Origin of the sequence: Streptomyces sp. NPDC085931, assembly GCF_044540565.1 — a bacterium.
In the GTDB taxonomy this organism is placed as follows: Bacteria; Actinomycetota; Actinomycetes; order Streptomycetales; family Streptomycetaceae; genus Streptomyces.
This window is the reverse complement of the sequence record NZ_JBITSK010000015.1, coordinates 125,263-144,598: the sequence shown is the minus strand read 5'-3', so window position 1 is coordinate 144,598 and position 19,336 is coordinate 125,263. Positions and strand designations below refer to the sequence as shown.

At 70.8% G+C, this 19,336-nt stretch carries 15 protein-coding genes and 1 pseudogene; 2 read left to right on the top strand and 14 right to left on the bottom strand.

Annotated elements, in window-relative coordinates:
* Window positions 1-19: 19 nt before the first annotated feature.
* A pseudogene (locus ACIGAN_RS28465) lies at window positions 20-370 on the top strand (HEAT repeat domain-containing protein); the annotation flags it as partial.
* Window positions 371-498: 128 nt separating this feature from the next.
* On the opposite strand, the gene recQ reads toward ACIGAN_RS28465, so the two are convergent.
* Window positions 499-2,628 carry a DNA helicase RecQ gene (gene recQ, locus ACIGAN_RS28460; protein WP_399861884.1) on the bottom strand — a complete coding sequence of 710 codons (2,130 nt, stop codon included), beginning with the start codon at window positions 2,626-2,628 and terminating at the stop codon, window positions 499-501.
* Between the two features lie 376 nt (window positions 2,629-3,004).
* Between recQ and ACIGAN_RS28455 the strand changes: the two genes are divergently transcribed.
* A complete protein-coding gene (locus tag ACIGAN_RS28455) occupies window positions 3,005-3,565 on the top strand; it encodes a hypothetical protein (RefSeq protein WP_399861882.1) in 561 nt (186 codons plus the stop codon).
* Window positions 3,566-3,638: 73 nt separating this feature from the next.
* Here ACIGAN_RS28455 and nuoN read toward each other — a convergent pair whose 3' ends face one another.
* From nuoN to ACIGAN_RS28390, 13 genes are read right to left on the bottom strand one after another with little or no spacing between them, the layout of a single operon-like run.
* The gene (gene nuoN / locus ACIGAN_RS28450) at window positions 3,639-5,288 is read right to left on the bottom strand and encodes an NADH-quinone oxidoreductase subunit NuoN (RefSeq protein WP_399861880.1); all 1,650 of its coding nucleotides are present in this window, start codon (window positions 5,286-5,288) and stop codon (window positions 3,639-3,641) included.
* A complete protein-coding gene (locus ACIGAN_RS28445) occupies window positions 5,285-6,856 on the bottom strand; it encodes an NADH-quinone oxidoreductase subunit M (RefSeq protein WP_399861878.1) in 1,572 nt (523 codons plus the stop codon). The genes nuoN and ACIGAN_RS28445 overlap by 4 nt, the downstream gene beginning before the upstream one ends.
* Before the next feature lie 5 nt (window positions 6,857-6,861).
* Window positions 6,862-8,826, bottom strand: coding sequence for an NADH-quinone oxidoreductase subunit L (gene nuoL / locus ACIGAN_RS28440; protein WP_365088727.1), 1,965 nt, complete (start codon window positions 8,824-8,826; stop codon window positions 6,862-6,864).
* Window positions 8,827-8,841: 15 nt separating this feature from the next.
* Complete coding sequence (nuoK, locus tag ACIGAN_RS28435) at window positions 8,842-9,141, bottom strand: NADH-quinone oxidoreductase subunit NuoK (RefSeq protein ID WP_003992252.1); 300 nt, start codon at window positions 9,139-9,141, stop codon at window positions 8,842-8,844.
* The gene (locus tag ACIGAN_RS28430; protein ID WP_365741651.1) at window positions 9,138-9,980 is read right to left on the bottom strand and encodes an NADH-quinone oxidoreductase subunit J; all 843 of its coding nucleotides are present in this window, start codon (window positions 9,978-9,980) and stop codon (window positions 9,138-9,140) included. The genes nuoK and ACIGAN_RS28430 overlap by 4 nt, the downstream gene beginning before the upstream one ends.
* Window positions 9,977-10,642 carry an NADH-quinone oxidoreductase subunit NuoI gene (gene nuoI, locus ACIGAN_RS28425; RefSeq protein WP_365741653.1) on the bottom strand — a complete coding sequence of 222 codons (666 nt, stop codon included), beginning with the start codon at window positions 10,640-10,642 and terminating at the stop codon, window positions 9,977-9,979. The genes ACIGAN_RS28430 and nuoI overlap by 4 nt, the downstream gene beginning before the upstream one ends.
* Window positions 10,635-12,014 carry an NADH-quinone oxidoreductase subunit NuoH gene (gene nuoH / locus ACIGAN_RS28420; protein ID WP_399861876.1) on the bottom strand — a complete coding sequence of 460 codons (1,380 nt, stop codon included), beginning with the start codon at window positions 12,012-12,014 and terminating at the stop codon, window positions 10,635-10,637. Before nuoH ends, nuoI begins: the two co-directional genes overlap by 8 nt.
* Window positions 12,011-14,515 (bottom strand): NADH-quinone oxidoreductase subunit G, encoded by a 2,505-nt coding sequence (locus ACIGAN_RS28415; RefSeq protein WP_399861874.1) that lies wholly within the window; start codon window positions 14,513-14,515, stop codon window positions 12,011-12,013. The genes nuoH and ACIGAN_RS28415 overlap by 4 nt, the downstream gene beginning before the upstream one ends.
* Window positions 14,512-15,861: an NADH-quinone oxidoreductase subunit NuoF gene (nuoF, locus tag ACIGAN_RS28410; protein ID WP_399861872.1), complete on the bottom strand. Its 1,350-nt coding sequence runs from the start codon at window positions 15,859-15,861 to the stop codon at window positions 14,512-14,514. Before nuoF ends, ACIGAN_RS28415 begins: the two co-directional genes overlap by 4 nt.
* Window positions 15,858-16,718 (bottom strand): NADH-quinone oxidoreductase subunit NuoE, encoded by an 861-nt coding sequence (gene nuoE, locus ACIGAN_RS28405; protein ID WP_365088717.1) that lies wholly within the window; start codon window positions 16,716-16,718, stop codon window positions 15,858-15,860. The genes nuoF and nuoE overlap by 4 nt, the downstream gene beginning before the upstream one ends.
* Window positions 16,715-18,037: an NADH-quinone oxidoreductase subunit D gene (locus ACIGAN_RS28400; protein ID WP_365088716.1), complete on the bottom strand. Its 1,323-nt coding sequence runs from the start codon at window positions 18,035-18,037 to the stop codon at window positions 16,715-16,717. The genes nuoE and ACIGAN_RS28400 overlap by 4 nt, the downstream gene beginning before the upstream one ends.
* Entirely contained in the window at window positions 18,034-18,774 is a 741-nt protein-coding gene (locus tag ACIGAN_RS28395) for an NADH-quinone oxidoreductase subunit C (RefSeq protein WP_365088715.1), read from the bottom strand. The genes ACIGAN_RS28400 and ACIGAN_RS28395 overlap by 4 nt, the downstream gene beginning before the upstream one ends.
* Complete coding sequence (locus ACIGAN_RS28390) at window positions 18,771-19,325, bottom strand: NuoB/complex I 20 kDa subunit family protein (protein WP_007383964.1); 555 nt, start codon at window positions 19,323-19,325, stop codon at window positions 18,771-18,773. Before ACIGAN_RS28390 ends, ACIGAN_RS28395 begins: the two co-directional genes overlap by 4 nt.
* Window positions 19,326-19,336 lie beyond the last annotated feature (11 nt).

Here is a 19,336-nt window from a genome sequence, read left to right as displayed (position 1 = left end):
GGGCGACCCGATCGGAGACGCCGTGGCCGGGCTGCTCGACGATCCCGATGCCCTGGTGCGTGCCACGGCCTACGGGGCGCTCGGTACGACCGGTTGCCCCGCGCCCCTGACCGCACGCGCCGTCGCCGCTCTTGCGGAGCCGGCCTGGCAGGTGCGGGCCGGTGCCGCCACGGCGCTGTCCGTCGCCGACCCGGACGTGGCCGTCCCCGCCCTCACCAAGGCCCTGGCGGACTCCGACGCCGACGTCCGCAAGGCAGCCCTCCTGGCGCTGATCCGGCACGGTGCCTCACCGGAGGCGCGGGCGGCGCTGGCCACGGCGACGACGGACCCCCACGCGGACGTCAGGGCGTACGCGGCGCGGGCGCTGTGACCTGACCGCTCCCTTCCGGACCGCAGGGCCCCGGCCGGTCCAGGAGCCATCCGGTCCGGCCGGGGCCTACGGAGTGACACGGCCCGGCAGAAGCCCGGGCCGGCCGCACGGCCCGGTCGGGGCCCGGCCTATATCCAGTCCTCGGGCTCCGGCTCCTCGTCCATCTCGGGCCAGTCGTCCGGCATGCCCGTGTCCTGGCCGGGTGCCTGGCCCGGGGCCGGGTCGGCTGCCGGAGCCGGGTCGGCTGCCGGGGCCGCCCCGGGCGGTCCGCCCAGGGAGGCCAGCACCTTCAGCACACCCTCTCCGTAGGTCACGAGCTTCTTCTCTCCGACCCCGCTGATGCCGCCCAGCTCGCTCACCGACGTGGGCCATGCCAGGGCGATCTCCCGCAGCGTCGCGTCGTGGAAGATGACGTACGCCGGGACGCCCTGCTCGCGAGCCTGTTCGGCCCGCCAGGCGCGCAGGGCCTCGAACGCCGGCAGCAGCCCCTCGGGCAGCTCGGCCGCGGCCGTTCTGGCCTTGCGCTCGCGCCCGGAGCCGGAGGACGACGAGCCCGACCGGGAGGTCACCGGCTTCTTCGGCTCCTTGCGCAGCGGCACCTCCCGCTCCCGCCGCAGCACCGCCCCGCTGGCCTCGGTCAGCACCAGCGTGCCGTACTCGCCCTCCACCGCGAGCAGACCCTGCGCGAGCAACTGCCGTATGACGCCACGCCATTCGCCCTCGGTCAGGTCCTCTCCGATGCCGAAGACCGACAGCTGGTCGTGGTCGAACTGGATGACCTTGGCCGTGCGCCTGCCCAGCAGGATGTCGACGATCTGCACCGCGCCGAACTTCTGCCCGCGCTCCCGCTGCAGCCGCACCACCGTCGACAGCACCTTCTGCGCCGCGACCGTGCCGTCCCAGGTCTCCGGCGGGGTCAGGCAGGTGTCGCAGTTGCCGCAGCCGGCCGGGTCCGGGTCCTGGCCGAAGTAGGCGAGGAGCTGGCTCCGGCGGCACTGGGCCGTCTCGCACAGCGCCAGCATCGAGTCGAGGTGGGCCTGGGCCCGCCGGCGGAAGGCCTCGTCACCCTCGCCGGACTGGATGAGCTTGCGCTGCTGGATTACGTCGTTGAGCCCGTAGGCCATCCAGGCCGTCGACGGCAGCCCGTCGCGCCCGGCCCGGCCCGTCTCCTGGTAGTAGCCCTCGACCGACTTGGGCAGGTCCAGGTGGGCGACGAAGCGCACGTCCGGCTTGTCGATGCCCATGCCGAAGGCGATGGTCGCCACCACGACCAGACCGTCCTCCCGCAGGAAGCGGGACTGGTGGGCCGCGCGCGTCCCCGCGTCCAGGCCCGCGTGGTAGGGCACGGCCTCGATGCCGTTGCGGCTGAGGAACTCGGCGGTCTTCTCCACGGAGTTGCGCGACAGGCAGTAGACGATGCCCGCGTCGCCCGCGTGCTCCTCGCGCAGGAAGGCCAGCAGCTGCTTCTTCGGGTCGGCCTTGGGCACGATCCGGTACTGGATGTTGGGCCGGTCGAAGCTGGCCACGAAGTGGCGGGCCGCCGGCATGTTCAGCCGCTCGGTGATCTCCCGGTGCGTCGCCCGGGTGGCGGTCGCCGTGAGCGCGACGCGCGGGACGTCCGGCCAGCGCTCGCCGAGCAGCGACAGGGCCAGGTAGTCGGGCCGGAAGTCGTGGCCCCACTGGGAGACGCAGTGCGCCTCGTCGATGGCGAAGAGGGAGATCTTGCCGCGCGAGAGCAGATCCAGGGTGCTCTCCAGCCGCAGCCGCTCCGGCGCCAGGTACAGCAGGTCCAGCTCGCCGGCGAGGAACTCGGCCTCCACCATCCGGCGCTCGTCGAAGTCCTGCGTGGAGTTCATGAACCCGGCCCGCACGCCCAGGGCCCGCAGCGCGTCCACCTGGTCCTGCATCAGGGCGATCAGCGGGGAGACGACCACGCCCGTACCCGGTCTGACCAGGGACGGGATCTGGTAGCACAGGGACTTGCCGCCACCGGTCGGCATGAGCACCACGGCGTCGCCGCCGGCGATCACGTGCTCGATGACCGCTTCCTGCTCGCCGCGGAAGGCGCCGTAGCCGAAGACCCGGTGCAGCGCGGTCAGCGCCTCGCTCGCGTCGGCTCCCAGCGGCCCGGCCGAGCCATCGCCGGCCCCGAGGGGCCCGGCGGAACCACCGCCGGCTCCGGGCAGCCCGGCCGGGCCGCCGTCGGCACCCGGCCCCTCGCCGGTCTCGGTACCGGTCGCCGTGTCCCGTTCCGTCATCACACCCGTCCCGCCCGTAGCGCCCATCGTTGCGTCCCCCGTGCGTCGCGCCTCGACCACTGCGTCCACCATAGGCGCCCGCACCGACAGCCCCGGAGTTGTCCACAGGTCTCGTCCGGTGGACATGCCGTGCCCACACTCGCGTTCGACTCAGCCCAATGGACGGCCCGCCTGGCACAGCCCCACCGGCCGGGCGATGCTGCTCACGCGGCCCGGGCAAGGGCCGTACCCCCTGGCCCCTGGCCCCCGTCCGCCCCTCCCCCAGCGGGCACCACCGTGCCCACCCGACGGACACCACCGGGCACCCACCGGACGCACGCCGGACGGGCGCGCGTCCGCGGGCGCCCGCACCCCTCCCCGCAAGGAGCGACTCCACATGTCCCCGCGCACGACACTCCGGACCACCGGCGCCCTCGCCCTGGCCACGGCCCTCGCCCTCGCCGCCGCTCCCGCCCACGCCGGACACGGACACGGCCACGGCCACGCCCACGGCGCCGGACACGGCCACGACTCGGAGCCCGAGCTCGTCCAGACCTACGCCGCCACCCGCCACTACCAGCACGTCAAGCGCGCCCTGGCGGACGGCTATCTGCCCGCCGGGCCGTGCGCCGCCCTGCCCGGTCAGGGCGGCATGGGCTACCACTACGTCAAGCAACGGCTGATCAACTCCACCGATCCGGTGAAGCCGGCCGCGGTCGTCTACCACAAGGACGGGCACGGCAAGCTGCGCGCCGGAGCGGTGGAGTGGATCGTCCGGGACGCCGACCAGAAGGTGGAGACGGACCGGGACCGGCCGGTCATGTTCGGCGACCGCCGCTTCGAGGGGCCGGAGGAGATCCCCGGCCTGGGCGTCGTCTACACGCTGCACGCCTGGATCTTCAAGGACAACCCCAGGGGCGTGTTCCACCCCTGGAACCCCCGGGTGCAGTGCCCCTGACCCGTCCGATCCGCACCCGTACGCGAAGGGACCCGGCCTCCGAGGAGACCGGGTCCCACGCTCGCGGCGACGCTCAGCGGACGAACACGCCCGCCTGCCCCGCCAGGTCCAGGAAGTACTGCGGCGCCACACCGAGCACCAGCGTGACCGCCACGCCCACGCCGATCGCCGTCATGGTCAGCGGCGACGGCACGGCAACCGTCGGGCCCTCCGGCCGCGGCTCGCTGAAGAACATCAGCACGATGACGCGGATGTAGAAGAAGGCCGCGATCGCCGACGAGATGACACCGATGACGACGAGCGGGGCGGCCCCGCCCTCCGCCGCCGCCTTGAACACGGCGAACTTGCCCGAGAAGCCGGACGTCAGCGGAATGCCCGCGAAGGCGAGCAGGAACACCGCGAACACGGCCGCCACCAGCGGCGAGCGGCGGCCGAGCCCGGCCCACTTGGACAGGTGCGTCGCCTCACCGCCCGCGTCGCGCACCAGCGTGACCACCGCGAAGGCGCCGATCGTCACGAACGAGTACGCGGCCAGGTAGAAGAGGACGGACGAGACGCCGTCGGGTGTGGTCGCGATGACACCGGCGAGGATGAACCCGGCGTGCGCGATCGACGAGTACGCCAGCAGCCGCTTGATGTCGGTCTGCGTGATCGCCACGATCGCACCGCCCAGCATGGTGACGATCGCCACGGCCCACATCACCGGCCGCCAGTCCCAGCGCAGGCCCGGCAGGACGACGTACAGCACCCGCAGCAGCGCGCCGAAGGCCGCCACCTTGGTCGCCGCCGCCATGAAGCCGGTCACCGGGGTCGGCGCGCCCTGGTAGACGTCCGGGGTCCACATGTGGAACGGCACCGCGCCCACCTTGAACAGCAGGCCCATCACCACCAGCGCGGCGCCGACCAGGAGCAGCGCGTCGTTGCCCATGGTGTCGGCGAGCGCCGGGTTGACGTCCTGGACGGTGCCGTCGACGACCTGCGCGATCGTCGCGTACGACATCGAGCCCGCGTAGCCGTACAGCAGCGCGATGCCGAACAGGGTGAACGCGGAGGCGAACGCGCCGAGCAGGAAGTACTTGACCGCCGCCTCCTGGGACATCAGCCGCTTGCGGCGGGCCAGGGCGCACAGCAGGTACAGCGGGAGGGAGAAGACCTCCAGGGCGACGAACAGCGTCAGCAGGTCGTTGGCCGCCGGGAAGATCAGCATGCCGGCCACGGCGAACATCAGCAGCGGGAACACCTCGGTGGTGGTGAACCCGGCCCTGACCGCGGCCTTCTCGCTCTCGCTGCCCGGCACGGAGGCGGCCTGGGCCGCGAAGGAGTCGACGCGGTTGCCGTGCGCCGCCGGGTCCAGGCGCCGCTCGGCGAAGGTGAACAGGCCGACCAGGGCCGCCAGCAGGATCGTGCCCTGCAGGAACAGGGCCGGTCCGTCGACGGCGATCGCGCCCATCGCCGCGATGCGCGCCTTGGTCGTGCCGTAGCCGTCGGCCGCTAGGGCGACGACCGCGGCGAACGCGGCCGCCAGGGCGACGACGGAGACGAACATCTGGACGTAGTAGCGGGATTTGCGCGGGACGAACGCCTCGACCAGGATCCCGACGATCGCCGCTCCCACGACGATCAGGGTCGGCGCCAGCTGGCCGTACTCGAACTTCGGCGCGTCGATCTTGGTGATCGGGTCGGCCGCGGTTGTCCACAGGCTGTGGACGGCTGATGCGCTCACTTGGCCGCCTCCACCTCGGGCTGGGGGTCCTTCTTCTGTACGTCGGACATGGTCTGCTCCACCGCGGGGTTGACGATGTCCGTGACGGGCTTCGGGTAGACGCCCAGGAAGATCAGCAGCACGACCAGCGGCGCGACGACCACCACTTCCCGCACTTTGAGGTCGGGCATGGCGCTGACCTCCGGCTTCACCGGGCCGGTCATCGTCCGCTGGTAGAGGACGAGGGTGTAGAGCGCGGCGAGGACGATGCCGAAGGTGGCGATGATGCCGATGACCGGGTAACGCGTGAACGTGCCGACCAGCACCAGGAACTCACTGACGAACGGCGCCAGTCCCGGCAGGGAGAGCGTCGCGAGGCTGCCGATCAGGAACGTGCCGGCGAGCACCGGGGCGACCTTCTGCACCCCGCCGTAGTCGGCGATGAGCCGCGAGCCGCGCCGGGAGATCAGGAAACCGGCGACCAGCATCAGCGCGGCCGTCGAGATGCCGTGGTTGATCATGTAGAGCGTCGCGCCGGACTGGCCCTGGCTGGTCATCGCGAAGATGCCCATGATGATGAAGCCGAAGTGGGAGATCGACGCGTACGCCACCAGCCGCTTGATGTCGCGCTGGCCGACCGCGAGCAGCGCCCCGTAGATGATGCTGATCAGCGCCAGGACGAGGATCGCGGGCGTGGCCCACCTGCTGGCCTCCGGGAAGAGCTGGAGGCAGAAGCGGAGCATCGCGAACGTGCCGACCTTGTCGACGACCGCCGTGATGAGGACCGCGACCGGGGCCGTCGACTCCTGCATCGCGTTGGGCAGCCAGGTGTGCAGCGGCCACAGCGGCGCCTTCACCGCGAAGGCGAAGAAGAAGCCGAGGAACAGCCAGCGTTCGGTGCCCGTCGCCATGTCCAGCGTGCCGTTGGCGCGGGCCTCGGAGATCTCCTGGAGCGAGAAGTTCCCGGCGGCCACGTACAGGCCGATCACCGCGGCCAGCATGATCAGGCCGCCGGCAAGGTTGTAGAGGAGGAACTTCACCGCGGCGTACGAGCGCTGCGTCGCCGCCGCCTTCTCGCCGTGCTCGTGGGCCCGGTCACCGAAGCCGCCGATGAGGAAGTACATCGGGATGAGCATGGCTTCGAAGAAGATGTAGAAGAGGAAGACGTCGGTGGCCTCGAAGGAGAGGATCACCATCGCCTCGACGGCCAGGATCAGGGCGAAGAAGCCCTGCGTCGGCCGCCACCGGCTGCTGCCGGTCTCCAGGGGGTCGGCGTCGTGCCAGCCCGCCAGGATGATGAACGGGATGAGCAGCGCGGTCAGCGCGATGAGCGCCACGCCGATGCCGTCCACGCCCAGTTCGTAGCGGACGCCGAAGTCGGCGATCCAGGCGTGCGACTCGGTGAGCTGGTAGCGGTCGCCGCCCGGGTCGAAGCGGACCAGGACGACGATCGCCAGGACGAGCGTGGCGAGCGAGAAGAGCAGCGCGAGCCACTTGGCGGCCGTGCGCCGCGCGGCCGGTACGGCGGCCGTGGCGATCGCCCCGATCGCCGGGAGCGCCGCTGTCGCTGTCAGCAGGGGAAAGGACATCGGTATCAGACCGCCCTCATCAGCAGGGTCGCGGCGACGATGACCGCCGCGCCGCCGAACATCGAGACCGCGTAGGAGCGGGCGAAGCCGTTCTGCAGCCTGCGCATCCGCCCGGAGAGGCCGCCGACCGAGGCCGCCGTGCCGTTGACGACGCCGTCGACCAGGGTGTGGTCGACGTAGACCAGGGACCGCGTGAGGTGCTCGCCGCCGCGGACCAGGACGACGTGGTTGAAGTCGTCCTGGAGCAGGTCGCGGCGGGCGGCCCGGGTGAGCAGCGAGCCGCGCGGGGCGACGGCCGGGACCGGGCGGCGTCCGTACTGCGCCCAGGCGAGGGCGACGCCGATGACCATCACGGCGACGGTGGACAGCGTGACCGTGAGGGCGCTGACCGGCGGGTTGCCGTGGTCGTGCCCGGTGATCGGCTCCAGCCAGTGCAGGAAACGGTCGCCGATGCTGAAGAACGCGCCGCCCGCGACCGACCCGACGGCCAGCACGATCATGGGGATCGTCATGATCTTGGGCGACTCGTGCGGGTGCGGCGGGGTGTACTCGCCGCGAGTCTCGGCCGCGGGCTCCACGTCCGGCTCGGCCGGGGACGCCGTCGGCGCGTGCCGCCAGCGCTCCTCACCGAAGAACGTCATCAGCATCACGCGCGTCATGTAGAACGCGGTGATGGCCGCGCCGAGCAGGGCGCAAGCGCCGAGGATCCAGCCCTCGGTGCCGCCCTTGGCGAACGCCGCCTCGATGATCTTGTCCTTGGAGAAGAACCCGGACAGGCCCGGGAAGCCGATGATCGCCAGGTAGCCGAGGCCGAAGGTGACGAACGTGACCGGCATGTACTTCCTCAGGCCGCCGTACCTGCGCATGTCGACCTCGTCGTTCATGCCGTGCATGACCGAACCGGCGCCGAGGAAGAGGCCGGCCTTGAAGAAGCCGTGCGTCACCAGGTGCATGATCGCGAAGACGTAGCCGATGGGGCCGAGGCCCGCGGCGAGGATCATGTAGCCGATCTGCGACATGGTCGAGCCGGCCAGCGCCTTCTTGATGTCGTCCTTCGCGCAACCGACGATCGCACCGAACAGGAGCGTGACCGCGCCGACGATGGTGACGACCAGCTGCGCGTCCGGCGCGCCGTTGAAGACGGCGCCGGAGCGGACGATCAGGTAGACGCCCGCGGTCACCATGGTCGCGGCGTGGATCAGGGCCGAGACCGGGGTCGGGCCCTCCATGGCGTCCCCGAGCCAGGACTGCAGCGGCACCTGGGCGGACTTGCCGCAGGCGGCGAGCAGCAGCATCAGGGCGATCGCCGTCAGCTTGTCCTCACCGGCGGCGCCGGCGAGCCCGGCCTCCTCGTGGCTGCCGAGCACCGGCCCGAAGGCGAAGGTGCCGAACCACAGGAACATCAGCATGATCGCGATGGACAGGCCCATGTCGCCGACGCGGTTGACCAGGAAGGCCTTCTTCGCGGCCGTGGCGGCGCTGGGCTTGTGCTGCCAGAAGCCGATCAGCAGGTAGGAGGCGAGACCGACGCCCTCCCAGCCGACGTACAGCAGCAGGTAGTTGTCGGCGAGGACGAGGATGAGCATCGCCGCGAGGAACAGGTTCAGATAGCCGAAGAAGCGGCGGCGCCGCTCGTCGTGCTCCATGTACCCGACGGAGTACAGGTGGATCAGCGATCCGACGCCCGTGATCAGCAGGACGAACGTCATGGACAGCTGGTCGAGCTGGAAGGCGACGTCCGCCTGGAAGCCCTCGACCGGGATCCAGCTGAACAGGTGCTGGCTCATGACGCGGTGCTCGGCGTCCTGCGCCAGCATGTCGCTGAACAGCACCAGGCCGAGCACGAAGGAGACGGCCGCGAGCAGCGTGCCGAGCCAGTGGCCGACGGCGTCCAGCCGGCGTCCGCCGCACAGCAGGACCGCCGCTCCGAGCAGGGGCGCCGCCACCAGCAGCGCAATCAGGTTCTCCACTTTTCTCCCGACCCCTTACAGCTTCATCAGGCTGGCGTCGTCGACCGAGGCCGAGTGGCGGGCACGGAACAGGGACACGATGATCGCGAGCCCCACCACGACCTCCGCGGCGGCGACGACCATCGTGAAGAAGGCGATGATCTGGCCGTCGAGGTTGCCGTGCATCCGGGAGAAGGCGACGAACGCGAGGTTGCAGGCGTTGAGCATCAGCTCGATGCACATGAACACCACGATCGCGTTGCGCCTGATCAGCACGCCGGTGGCGCCGATCGTGAACAGCAGGGCCGCGAGATAGAGGTAGTTGACCGGGTTCACTTCGATGCCTCCTCGGGCCGCTTGAACGTGGCCGGCTCGACGGCCTTGCGCTCCAGCCGCTCCTCGGCCCGCTGCTCCAGGGCCCGCAGATCGTTGAGCGCCTCCTGCGACACGTCCCGGACCTGGCCCCGCTCGCGCAGCGTCTTGCTGACGGTGAGGTCGGAGGGGGTGCCGTCGGGCAGCAGGCCCGCGATGTCGACCGCGTTGTGCCGGGCGTAGACACCGGGCGCCGGCAGCGGCGGCAGATACGTGCCCGTGCGCACGCGCTCCTCGGCGAGTTCGCGCTGGGTCTTGGCGCGCTCGGTGCGCTCGCGGTGGGTGAGCACCATGGCGCCGACCGCGGCCGTGATGAGCAGGGCGCCGGTGATCTCGAACGCGAAGACGTACTTGGTGAAGATGAGGGCGGCGATGCCCTCCACGTTGCCGCCGGCGTTCGCCTGGCCGATGCCGTTGAACTCCTTCAAGGACGCGTTGCCGATCCCGGCGATCAGCAGCACGCCGAAGCCGAGTCCGCACAGCAGGGCCAGCCAGCGCTGGCCCTTGATGGTCTCCTTCAGGGAGTCCGCCGCGGTGACGCCGACGAGCATCACCACGAACAGGAACAGCATCATGATCGCGCCGGTGTAGACGACGATCTGGACGACGCCCAGGAAGTACGCGCCGTTGGCGAGGTAGAACACCGCCAAGATGATCATGGTCCCGGCCAGGCACAGCGCGCTGTGCACGGCCCGCCGCATCAGGATGGTGCACAGGGCGCCGATCACCGCGACGGTGCCGAGGATCCAGAACTGGACGGCCTCTCCGGTGGAGGTGGAGTAGGCGGCGAGCTGGGCGGTCATCGGCCGATCACCTTCTCCGACGCCGGTTCGCTCTCGCCGAAGGACGAGTCGGCCTCCTGCACCACCTCGCCCTTGGAGTGGGCGACCTGGCGCTCGGTGCCCGGAGCGGCTTCCGTCACCAGGCCCCGGTAGTAGTCCTGCTCGTCCGTGCCCGGGTAGATGGCGTGGGGGGTGTCGACCATGCCCTCCTCCAGACCGGCGAGCAGCTGCTCCTTGGTGTAGATGAGGTTGGCGCGGCTGGAGTCGGCCAGCTCGAACTCGTTGGTCATGGTCAGCGCGCGCGTGGGGCACGCCTCGATGCACAGCCCGCACAGGATGCAGCGGGCGTAGTTGATCTGGTAGACGCGGCCGTACCGCTCGCCGGGCGAGTAGCGCTCCTCTTCGGTGTTGTCCGCGCCCTCCACGTAGATCGCGTCGGCGGGACAGGCCCAGGCGCACAGCTCGCAGCCGACGCACTTCTCCAGGCCGTCCGGATGGCGGTTGAGCTGGTGCCGTCCGTGGAAGCGCGGGGCCGTGGTCTTCGGCTGCTCGGGGTACTGCTCGGTCAGCCGCTTCTTGAACATGGCCTTGAAGGTCACGCCGAAACCGGCCACCGGGTTCATGAAGCCGGGCTTGGTGTCCTTCGGTTCCTCGGCCTGCGAACGCTCGAGTTCCTCAGCCATCGGACGCCTCCTTTCCATCCGTAGATCCGCCCTGAGATCCGTCACTGTGAGTATCGGGCCCACCACTGACAATCAGCTCCCGCTCCCGGCGCGAGGGCCGGCGCGGAACGGGCGGAAGTTCCTGTCCCGGCAGGGGCGGTACGGGGAATCCGCCCGCCATCGGGTCGAAGGCGGCCGGGGCCTCGGCCGGCTGCTCGGCCTGCCTGGTCTTCTCGCGGAACATGTCGGCGACGAAGGAGAGCAGCAGCAGGGCCAGCACGGCGCCGCCGACGTAGAGGGCGATGTCGGCGAAGTCGTAGCCCTCGTTGCGCAGGGCCCGGACGGTCGCGACGAGCATCAGCCACACCAGCGAGCCCGGGATGAGGACCTTCCAGCCGAGCTTCATCAGCTGGTCGTAGCGCACGCGCGGGAGGGTGCCGCGGATCCAGATGAACATGAACAGCAGCAGCTGGACCTTGACGGTGAACCACAGCAGCGGCCACCAGCCGTGGTTGGCGCCCTCCCAGAAGGTGCTGATCGGCCAGGGGGCCCGCCAGCCGCCGAGGAAGAGCGTGGTGGCGACGGCCGAGACGGTCACCATGTTGACGTACTCGGCGAGCATGAACATCGCGAACTTGATCGACGAGTACTCGGTGTTGAAGCCGCCGACCAGGTCGCCCTCGGACTCCGGCATGTCGAAGGGCGCGCGGTTGGTCTCGCCGACCATCGTGACGATGTAGAGGATGAAGGAGACCGGCAGCAGCAGGATGTACCAGCGGTCGGTCTGCCCCTCGACGATCGTCGACGTCGACATCGAACCGGAGTAGAGGAACACGGAGGCGAAGGCGGCGCCCATCGCGATCTCGTAGGAGATCATCTGGGCGCACGAGCGCAGGCCGCCCAGCAGCGGGTACGTCGAGCCGGAACTCCAGCCCGCCAGGACGATGCCGTAGATGCCGACCGAGGCGACCGCGAGGATGTAGAGCATCGCGATCGGCAGGTCGGTGAGCTGCATCGTGGTGCGCTGGCCGAAGATCGAGATCTCGTTGCCGGCCGGGCCGAAGGGGATCACCGCGATCGCCATGAAGGCCGGGATGGCCGCGATGATCGGCGCGAGGACGTACACCGCCTTGTCCGCGCGCTTGACGATCACATCCTCCTTCAGCATCAGCTTGATGCCGTCGGCGAGCGACTGGAGCATGCCCCAGGGGCCGTGCCGGTTGGGGCCGATGCGCAGCTGCATCCAGGCGACGACCTTGCGCTCCATGACGATGGAGATCAGCACGGTCACCATCAGGAAGGCGAAGCAGAACACCGCCTTGATGACGACCAGCCACCAGGGGTCGGTGCCGAACAGCGAGAGGTCTTCAGCAGCGAGGTACGACGGGCTCATGCCTCCACCTCCTTGGGGGCCTCGCCGGCGAGCGTCGCCGGGCCGATGCGGACGAGGGAGCCGGGCCGCGCCCCGGTGTCGGAGGCGACGCCCCCTCCGGTGGAGTTGAGCGGCAGCCACACCACCCGGTCGGGCATGTCGCTGATCTGCAGCGGCAGGGCGACGGCGCCCTCGGGGCCGGTGACCGCGAGGAGGTCGCCGTCCTTGACGCCCGCCTCGGCGGCCGTCGCGGCCGATACACGCGCGCGTGCGGCGTGCCGCGTTCCGGCGAGGGCCTCGTCGCCCTGTTGCAGGAGGCCCTGGTCGAGCAGGAGCCGGTGCCCGGCGAGCACGGCCTCCCCGGCCGCCGGGCGGGGCAGCGCGGCCGCCGTCTCCCGGGGCTCGCCGGCCCGGGAGCCGTCCCAGGCACCGAGCCGGTCGATCTCGGCGCGCACGGTGCGCAGATCCGGCAGCCCCAGGTGGACGTCCATGGCGTCGGCGAGCATCTGCAGCACGCGCGCGTCGGTGGGCGCGAGGGTGCGGGTCATCTGGTCGGGCTTGAGCGCCGCCTCGAAGGAGCGCACCCGGCCTTCCCAGTTGAGGAAGGTGCCGGCCTTCTCGGCGACCGCCGCCACGGGCAGCACCACGTCGGCCTTGCGGGAGACCTCACTGGGCCGCAGTTCGAGCGAGACCAGGAAGCCCACCTCGTCGAGCGCGGCACGCGCGCGTGCCGGGTCGGGCAGGTCGGCGATCTCCACGCCCGCCACCAGCAGGGCCTGGAGTTCGCCGGTCGCGGCGGCCTCCACGATCTGGCCGGTGTCGCGGCCGTAGCGGTGCGGCAGGCCGGCGACGCCCCAGACGGCGGCGACCTCGTCCCGCGCGCGCGGGTCGGTGGCCGGGCGCCCGCCCGGCAGCAGCGAGGGCAGCGCGCCCGCCTCGACGGCGCCGCGCTCCCCGGCCCGGCGCGGGATCCACACCAGCCGGGCGCCGGTGGCGGCGGCGGTGCGGACGGCGGCCGTCAGCCCACCGGCCACCGCGGCCAGCCGCTCGCCGACCACGATCACCGCGCCCTCGGCGCGCAGCGCCTCGGCGGCGAGCGCACCCTCGTCCTCCAGGCCGACCCCGCTCGCGAGCGCGTCCAGCCACTCGGTCTCGGTGCCGGGAGCCGCCGGGAGCAGGGTGCCGCCGGCCTTCTCCAGGCCCCGCGTGGTGTGCGTGGCGAGCGCGAAGGTCCGCTGCCCGTGCTTGCGCCAGGCCTTGCGCAGCCGCAGGAAGACGCCGGGCGCCTCCTCCTCGGCCTCGAACCCGACCAGGAGGACGGCCGGGGCCTTCTCCAGCGCGGTGTACGTGACGCCCGTGCCGTCGAGGTCCCGGCCGCGGCCGGCGATCTGCGCCGCGAGGAAGTCGGCCTCCTCGCTGCTGTGCACGCGCGCGCGGAAGTCGATGTCGTTGGTGTCGAGCGCCACGCGCGCGAACTTGCTGTACGCGTAGGCGTCCTCGACGGTGAGGCGGCCGCCGGTCAGCACGCCGGTGCGGCCCCGGGAGGCCAGCAGCCCCTGGGCCGCGATCTGCAGCGCCTCGGGCCAGGAGGCCGGTTCCAGCTCGCCCTCGGCGTTGCGCACCAGGGGCGTCGTCAGCCGGTCGCGCTGCTGGGCGTAGCGGAAGGCGAACCGCCCCTTGTCGCAGATCCACTCCTCGTTGACCTCGGGGTCCTCGGCCGCGAGGCGCCGCATGACCTTGCCGCGCCGGTGGTCGGTGCGGGTGGCGCAGCCGCCGGAGCAGTGCTCGCACACCGACGGGGAGGAGACCAGGTCGAAGGGCCGGGAGCGGAATCGGTACGCCGCCGAGGTCAGCGCTCCCACCGGGCAGATCTGGATGGTGTTGCCGGAGAAGTACGACTCGAACGGGTCGCCCTCGCCGGTGCCGACCTGCTGCAGCGCGCCCCGCTCGATCAGCTCGATCATCGGGTCGCCCGCGACCTGGTTGGAGAAGCGGGTGCAGCGGGCGCACAGCACACAGCGCTCGCGGTCGAGCAGCACCTGCGTGGAGATCGGGACCGGCTTCTCGTAGGTCCGCTTGCGGCCCTCGAAGCGGGACTCGGCGTCGCCGTGCGACATGGCCTGGTTCTGCAGCGGGCACTCGCCGCCCTTGTCGCAGACCGGGCAGTCCAGCGGGTGGTTGATGAGCAGCAGCTCCATCACACCCTTCTGGGCCTTCTCCGCGACCGGGGAGCTGAGGTGCGTCTTGACGACCATGCTGTCGGTGCAGGTGATGGTGCAGGAGGCCATCGGCTTGCGCTGGCCCTCGACCTCGACGATGCACTGGCGGCAGGCGCCGGCCGGGTCCAGGAGGGGGTGGTCGCAGAACCGGGGGATCTCGATGCCGAGCTGTTCGGCGGCCCGGATGACCAGGGTGCCCTTGGGCACGCTGATCTCGGCGCCGTCGATCGTCAGCGACACGAGGTCCTCCGGCGGGACCGCCGCCTCTCCCCCGCCGGAGGGAGAGCTGGTGGTCACGGTCATGCGTTCACCTCCGTGCGGTCGGCCCAGGCCGTCGACCTGGCCGGGTCGAAGGGGCAGCCCCGGCCCGTGATGTGCTGCTCGTACTCCTCGCGGAAGTACTTGAGCGAGGAGAAGATCGGCGAGGCGGCGCCGTCGCCGAGGGCGCAGAAGGACTTGCCGTTGATGTTGTCGGCGATGTCGTTCAGCTTGTCGAGGTCGGACATGCGTCCCTTGCCGGCCTCGATGTCGCGCAGCAGCTGCACGAGCCAGTACGTCCCCTCGCGGCAGGGCGTGCACTTGCCGCAGGACTCGTGGGCGTAGAACTCCGTCCAGCGCGTGACGGCACGGACCACACAGGTCGTCTCGTCGAAGCACTGGAGGGCTTTGGTGCCGAGCATGGAACCCGCGGCGCCCACTCCTTCGTAGTCGAGGGGGACGTCGAGGTGCTCGTCGGTGAACATCGGGGTCGAGGAGCCGCCCGGCGTCCAGAACTTGAGGCGGTGCCCCGGGCGCATCCCGCCGCTCATGTCGAGGAGCTGGCGGAGCGTGATCCCGAGCGGCGCCTCGTACTGACCGGGGCTGGCGACGTGGCCGGAGAGGGAGTAGAGCGTGAAGCCGGGCGACTTCTCGCTGCCCATCGACCGGAACCAGTCCTTGCCCCGGTTCATGATCGCGGGAACCGACGCGATCGATTCGACGTTGTTCACCACAGTCGGGCACGCGTAGAGGCCCGCGACGGCGGGGAAGGGGGGACGGAGCCGCGGTTGACCCCGGCGGCCTTCGAGCGAGTCGAGCAGTGCGGTCTCCTCACCGCAGATGTACGCGCCCGCGCCCGCGTGCACCGTGATGTCGAGATCGAGTCCGCTGTCGAGGATGTTCTCGCCGAGGAAGCCCGCCGCGTACGCCTCGCGTACGGCCGAGTGCAACCGCCGCAGCACGGGGACGACTTCACCCCGCAGATAGATGAAGGCGTGCGACGACCTGATCGCGTAGCACGCGATGATCATGCCCTCGATGAGGCTGTGCGGGTTCGCGAAGAGGAGCGGGATGTCCTTGCACGTCCCCGGCTCCGACTCGTCGGCGTTGACAACCAGATAGTGCGGCTTTCCATCGCCCTGCGGGATGAACTGCCACTTCATGCCGGTCGGGAAGCCGGCGCCGCCGCGTCCGCGCAGACCGGACTCCTTGACGTACGCGATCACGTCGTCCGGCGACATGGCGAGCGCCTTGCGCAGCCCCTCGTAGCCGTCGTGCCGCCGGTACACGTCCAGCGTCCAGGACCTGTCCTCGTCCCAGAAGGCCGACAGCACCGGTGCGAGCAGCTTCTCCGGGCTCATGTCCTTCAGTTCGGCTGCCAAGGTCATCACTCCCCCTCCTCGGCGGTCGGCCCGGCCGGGTGGGCCGGGTCGGAGGCCGACGTGTCCTGCGGCGCGTCGTGCGAACTCAGGTGCTCCGTCGGCGACGGCTCGTGCGGCGCCCCGGTGCGGGCGGCCTCACCGCGCGGGTGCACCACGCGCGCGGGGGACGCCTCGCCCTTGGCGAGCTTCAGGCCGACCAGGGAGGCCGGTCCCGCGCTTCCCCCGGACTCCACGGCGCCGTCCCGCTCGTCGGGGAAGCCGGCCAGGATGCGGGCGGTGTCCTTGAAGGTGCACAGCGGCGCCCCGCGCGTGGGCGTGACCGGGCGTCCGGCGCGCAGGTCGTCGACGAGGCGCTTGGCGCTGGCGGGGGTCTGGTTGTCGAAGAACTCCCAGTTGACCATCACGACCGGCGCGAAGTCGCAGGCCGCGTTGCACTCGATGTGCTCCAGGGTGACCTTGCCGTCGTCGGTGGTCTCGCCGTTGCCGACGCCGAGGTGCTCCTGGAGCTCCTCGAAGATCGCGTCCCCGCCCATGACGGCGCACAGGGTGTTGGTGCACACCCCGACCTGGTAGTCACCGCTCGGCTTGCGCCGGTACATGGTGTAGAAGGTCGCGACGGCGGTGACCTCGGCCGTGGTCAGGCCGAGCACGTCCGCGCAGAACCGCATGCCGGTGCGTGTGACGTGACCCTCCTCCGACTGGACGAGGTGCAGCAGCGGCAGGAGGGCGGAGCGGGAGTCCGGGTAGCGGGCGATGATCTCGCGCGCGTCGCTCTCCAGCCGGGCCCGGACGTCGTCCGGGTAGGCGGGTGGGGGCAGTTCGGGCATGCCCAGGCCGACGCCCCGCTCGGAAGACGAAGTGGTCACCGGTCGACGCCTCCCATCACGGGGTCGATGGACGCGACGGCGACGATGACGTCGGCGACCTGGCCGCCCTCGCACATCGCCGCCATCGCCTGCAGGTTGGTGAAGGACGGGTCGCGGAAGTGGACCCGGTAGGGGCGGGTGCCGCCGTCGGACACGACGTGCACCCCGAGTTCGCCCTTGGGCGACTCGACCGCCGCGTAGGCCTGTCCCGGCGGGACGCGGAAGCCCTCGGTGACCAGCTTGAAGTGGTGGATCAGGGCCTCCATGGAGGTGCCCATGATCTTCTTGATGTGGTCGAGGGAGTTGCCGAGCCCGTCGGGGCCCAGGGCGAGCTGGGCGGGCCAGGCGATCTTCTTGTCGGCGACCATGACCGGCCCGGGCTGGAGCCGGTCCAGGCACTGCTCGATGATCCGCAGCGACTGGCGCATCTCCTCCAGGCGGATCAGGAAGCGGCCGTAGGAGTCGCAGGTGTCGGCGGTCGGGACGTCGAAGTCGTACGTCTCGTAGCCGCAGTACGGCTGGGCCTTGCGCAGGTCGTGCGGCAGGCCGGTGGAGCGCAGGATCGGGCCCGTGGCACCGAGGGCCATGCAGCCGGCCAGGTCCAGGTAGCCGATGTCCTGCATACGGGCCTTGAAGATGGGGTTCCCGGTGGCGAGCTTGTCGTACTCCGGGAGGTTCTTCTTCATCTTCTTCACGAACTCGCGGATCTGGTCCACGGCGCCGGGCGGCAGGTCCTGGGCGAGGCCGCCGGGGCGGATGTAGGCGTGGTTCATCCGCAGGCCGGTGATCAGCTCGTAGATGTCGAGAATGAGTTCACGATCACGGAAGCCGTAGATCATGATCGTGGTGGCGCCGAGTTCCATGCCGCCGGTGGCGATGCACACCAGGTGCGAGGACAGCCGGTTCAGCTCCATCAGGAGCACGCGGATGATCGAGGCGCGGTCCGGGATCTGGTCCTCGATGCCGAGGAGCTTCTCGACGCCGAGGCAGTACGCCGTCTCGTTGAAGAACGGCGTCAGGTAGTCCATGCGTGTCACGAACGTCGTGCCCTGCGTCCACGTCCGGTACTCGAGGTTCTTCTCGATGCCGGTGTGCAGGTAGCCGATGCCGCAGCGGGCCTCGGTGACGGTCTCGCCCTCGATCTCCAGGATCAGGCGGAGCACGCCGTGCGTGGACGGGTGCTGCGGGCCCATGTTGACGACGATGCGCTCGTCGTCGGCGCGGGCGGCGGACTGGACGACCTCGTCCCAGTCGCCGCCGGTGACCGTGTAGACGGTGCCTTCGGTGGTCTCCCGGGGGGAGGCGTGGGAAGTGCTCATGAGTACGACCTCCGCTGGTCCGGAGCCGGGATCTGGGCGCCCTTGTATTCGACGGGGATGCCGCCGAGGGGGTAGTCCTTGCGCTGCGGATGGCCCTGCCAGTCGTCCGGCATCATGATCCGGGTCAGGGCGGGGTGGCCGTCGAAGACGATGCCGAAGAAGTCGTACGTCTCGCGCTCGTGCCAGTCGTTGGTCGGATAGACCGAGAACAGCGACGGGATGTGCGGGTCGCTGTCGGGGCAGCTGACCTCCAGGCGGATCACCCGGTTGTGGGTGATCGAGCGCAGGTGGTAGACGGCGTGCAGCTCGCGGCCCTTGTCGTTCGGGTAGTGCACGCCGCTGACGCCGGTGCACAGCTCGAAGCGCAGGGCCGGGTCGTCGCGCAGGGTGCGGGCGACGCGGACCAGGTGCTCGCGCTCGATGTGGAAGGTCAGCTCGTCGCGGTCGACGACCGTCCGCTCGATGGCGTTCTCGGGCAGCAGGCCCTGTTCCTCCAGGGCCCCCTCCAGCTCGTCGGCGACCTCGTCGAACCAGCCGCCGTAGGGGCGGTTCGCCGGTCCCGGGAGCCGGACCGAGCGGACCAGGCCGCCGTAGCCGGAGGTGTCGCCGCCGTTGCGGGCGCCGAACATGCCGCGCTGGACGCGGATCTCCTCGCCGCCCCGGCCGCGCTGGCCGGGGAGGTTCTCCGCGGAGAGGTCCTTCTCGGGATTGACACCGTTGCCGTTCGCGTCGCTCACCGCAGCAGCCCCTTCATCTCGATCGTGGGCAGGGCCTTGAGCGCCGCCTCCTCCGCCTCGCGGGCCGCCTCCTCGGCGTTCACGCCGAGCTTGGAGGACTGGATCTTCTGGTGGAGCTTGAGGATGGCGTCCATCAGCATCTCCGGCCGTGGCGGACAGCCGGGGAGGTAGATGTCGACCGGCACGATGTGGTCGACGCCCTGGACGATCGCGTAGTTGTTGAACATGCCGCCCGAGGAGGCGCAGACCCCCATGGAGATCACCCACTTGGGGTTCGGCATCTGGTCGTAGACCTGCCGCAGCACCGGCGCCATCTTCTGGCTGACCCGGCCGGCGACGATCATCAGGTCCGCCTGGCGCGGCGAGCCCCGGAAGACCTCCATGCCGAAGCGCGCCAGGTCGTAGCGGCCGGCACCGGTGGTCATCATCTCGATGGCGCAGCAGGCGAGGCCGAACGTGGCGGGGAAGACCGACGCCTTGCGCACCCAGCCCGCGGCCTGCTCGACGGTGGTCAGCAGGAAGCCGCTCGGCAGCTTTTCTTCGAGTCCCATGACTTGTGGCC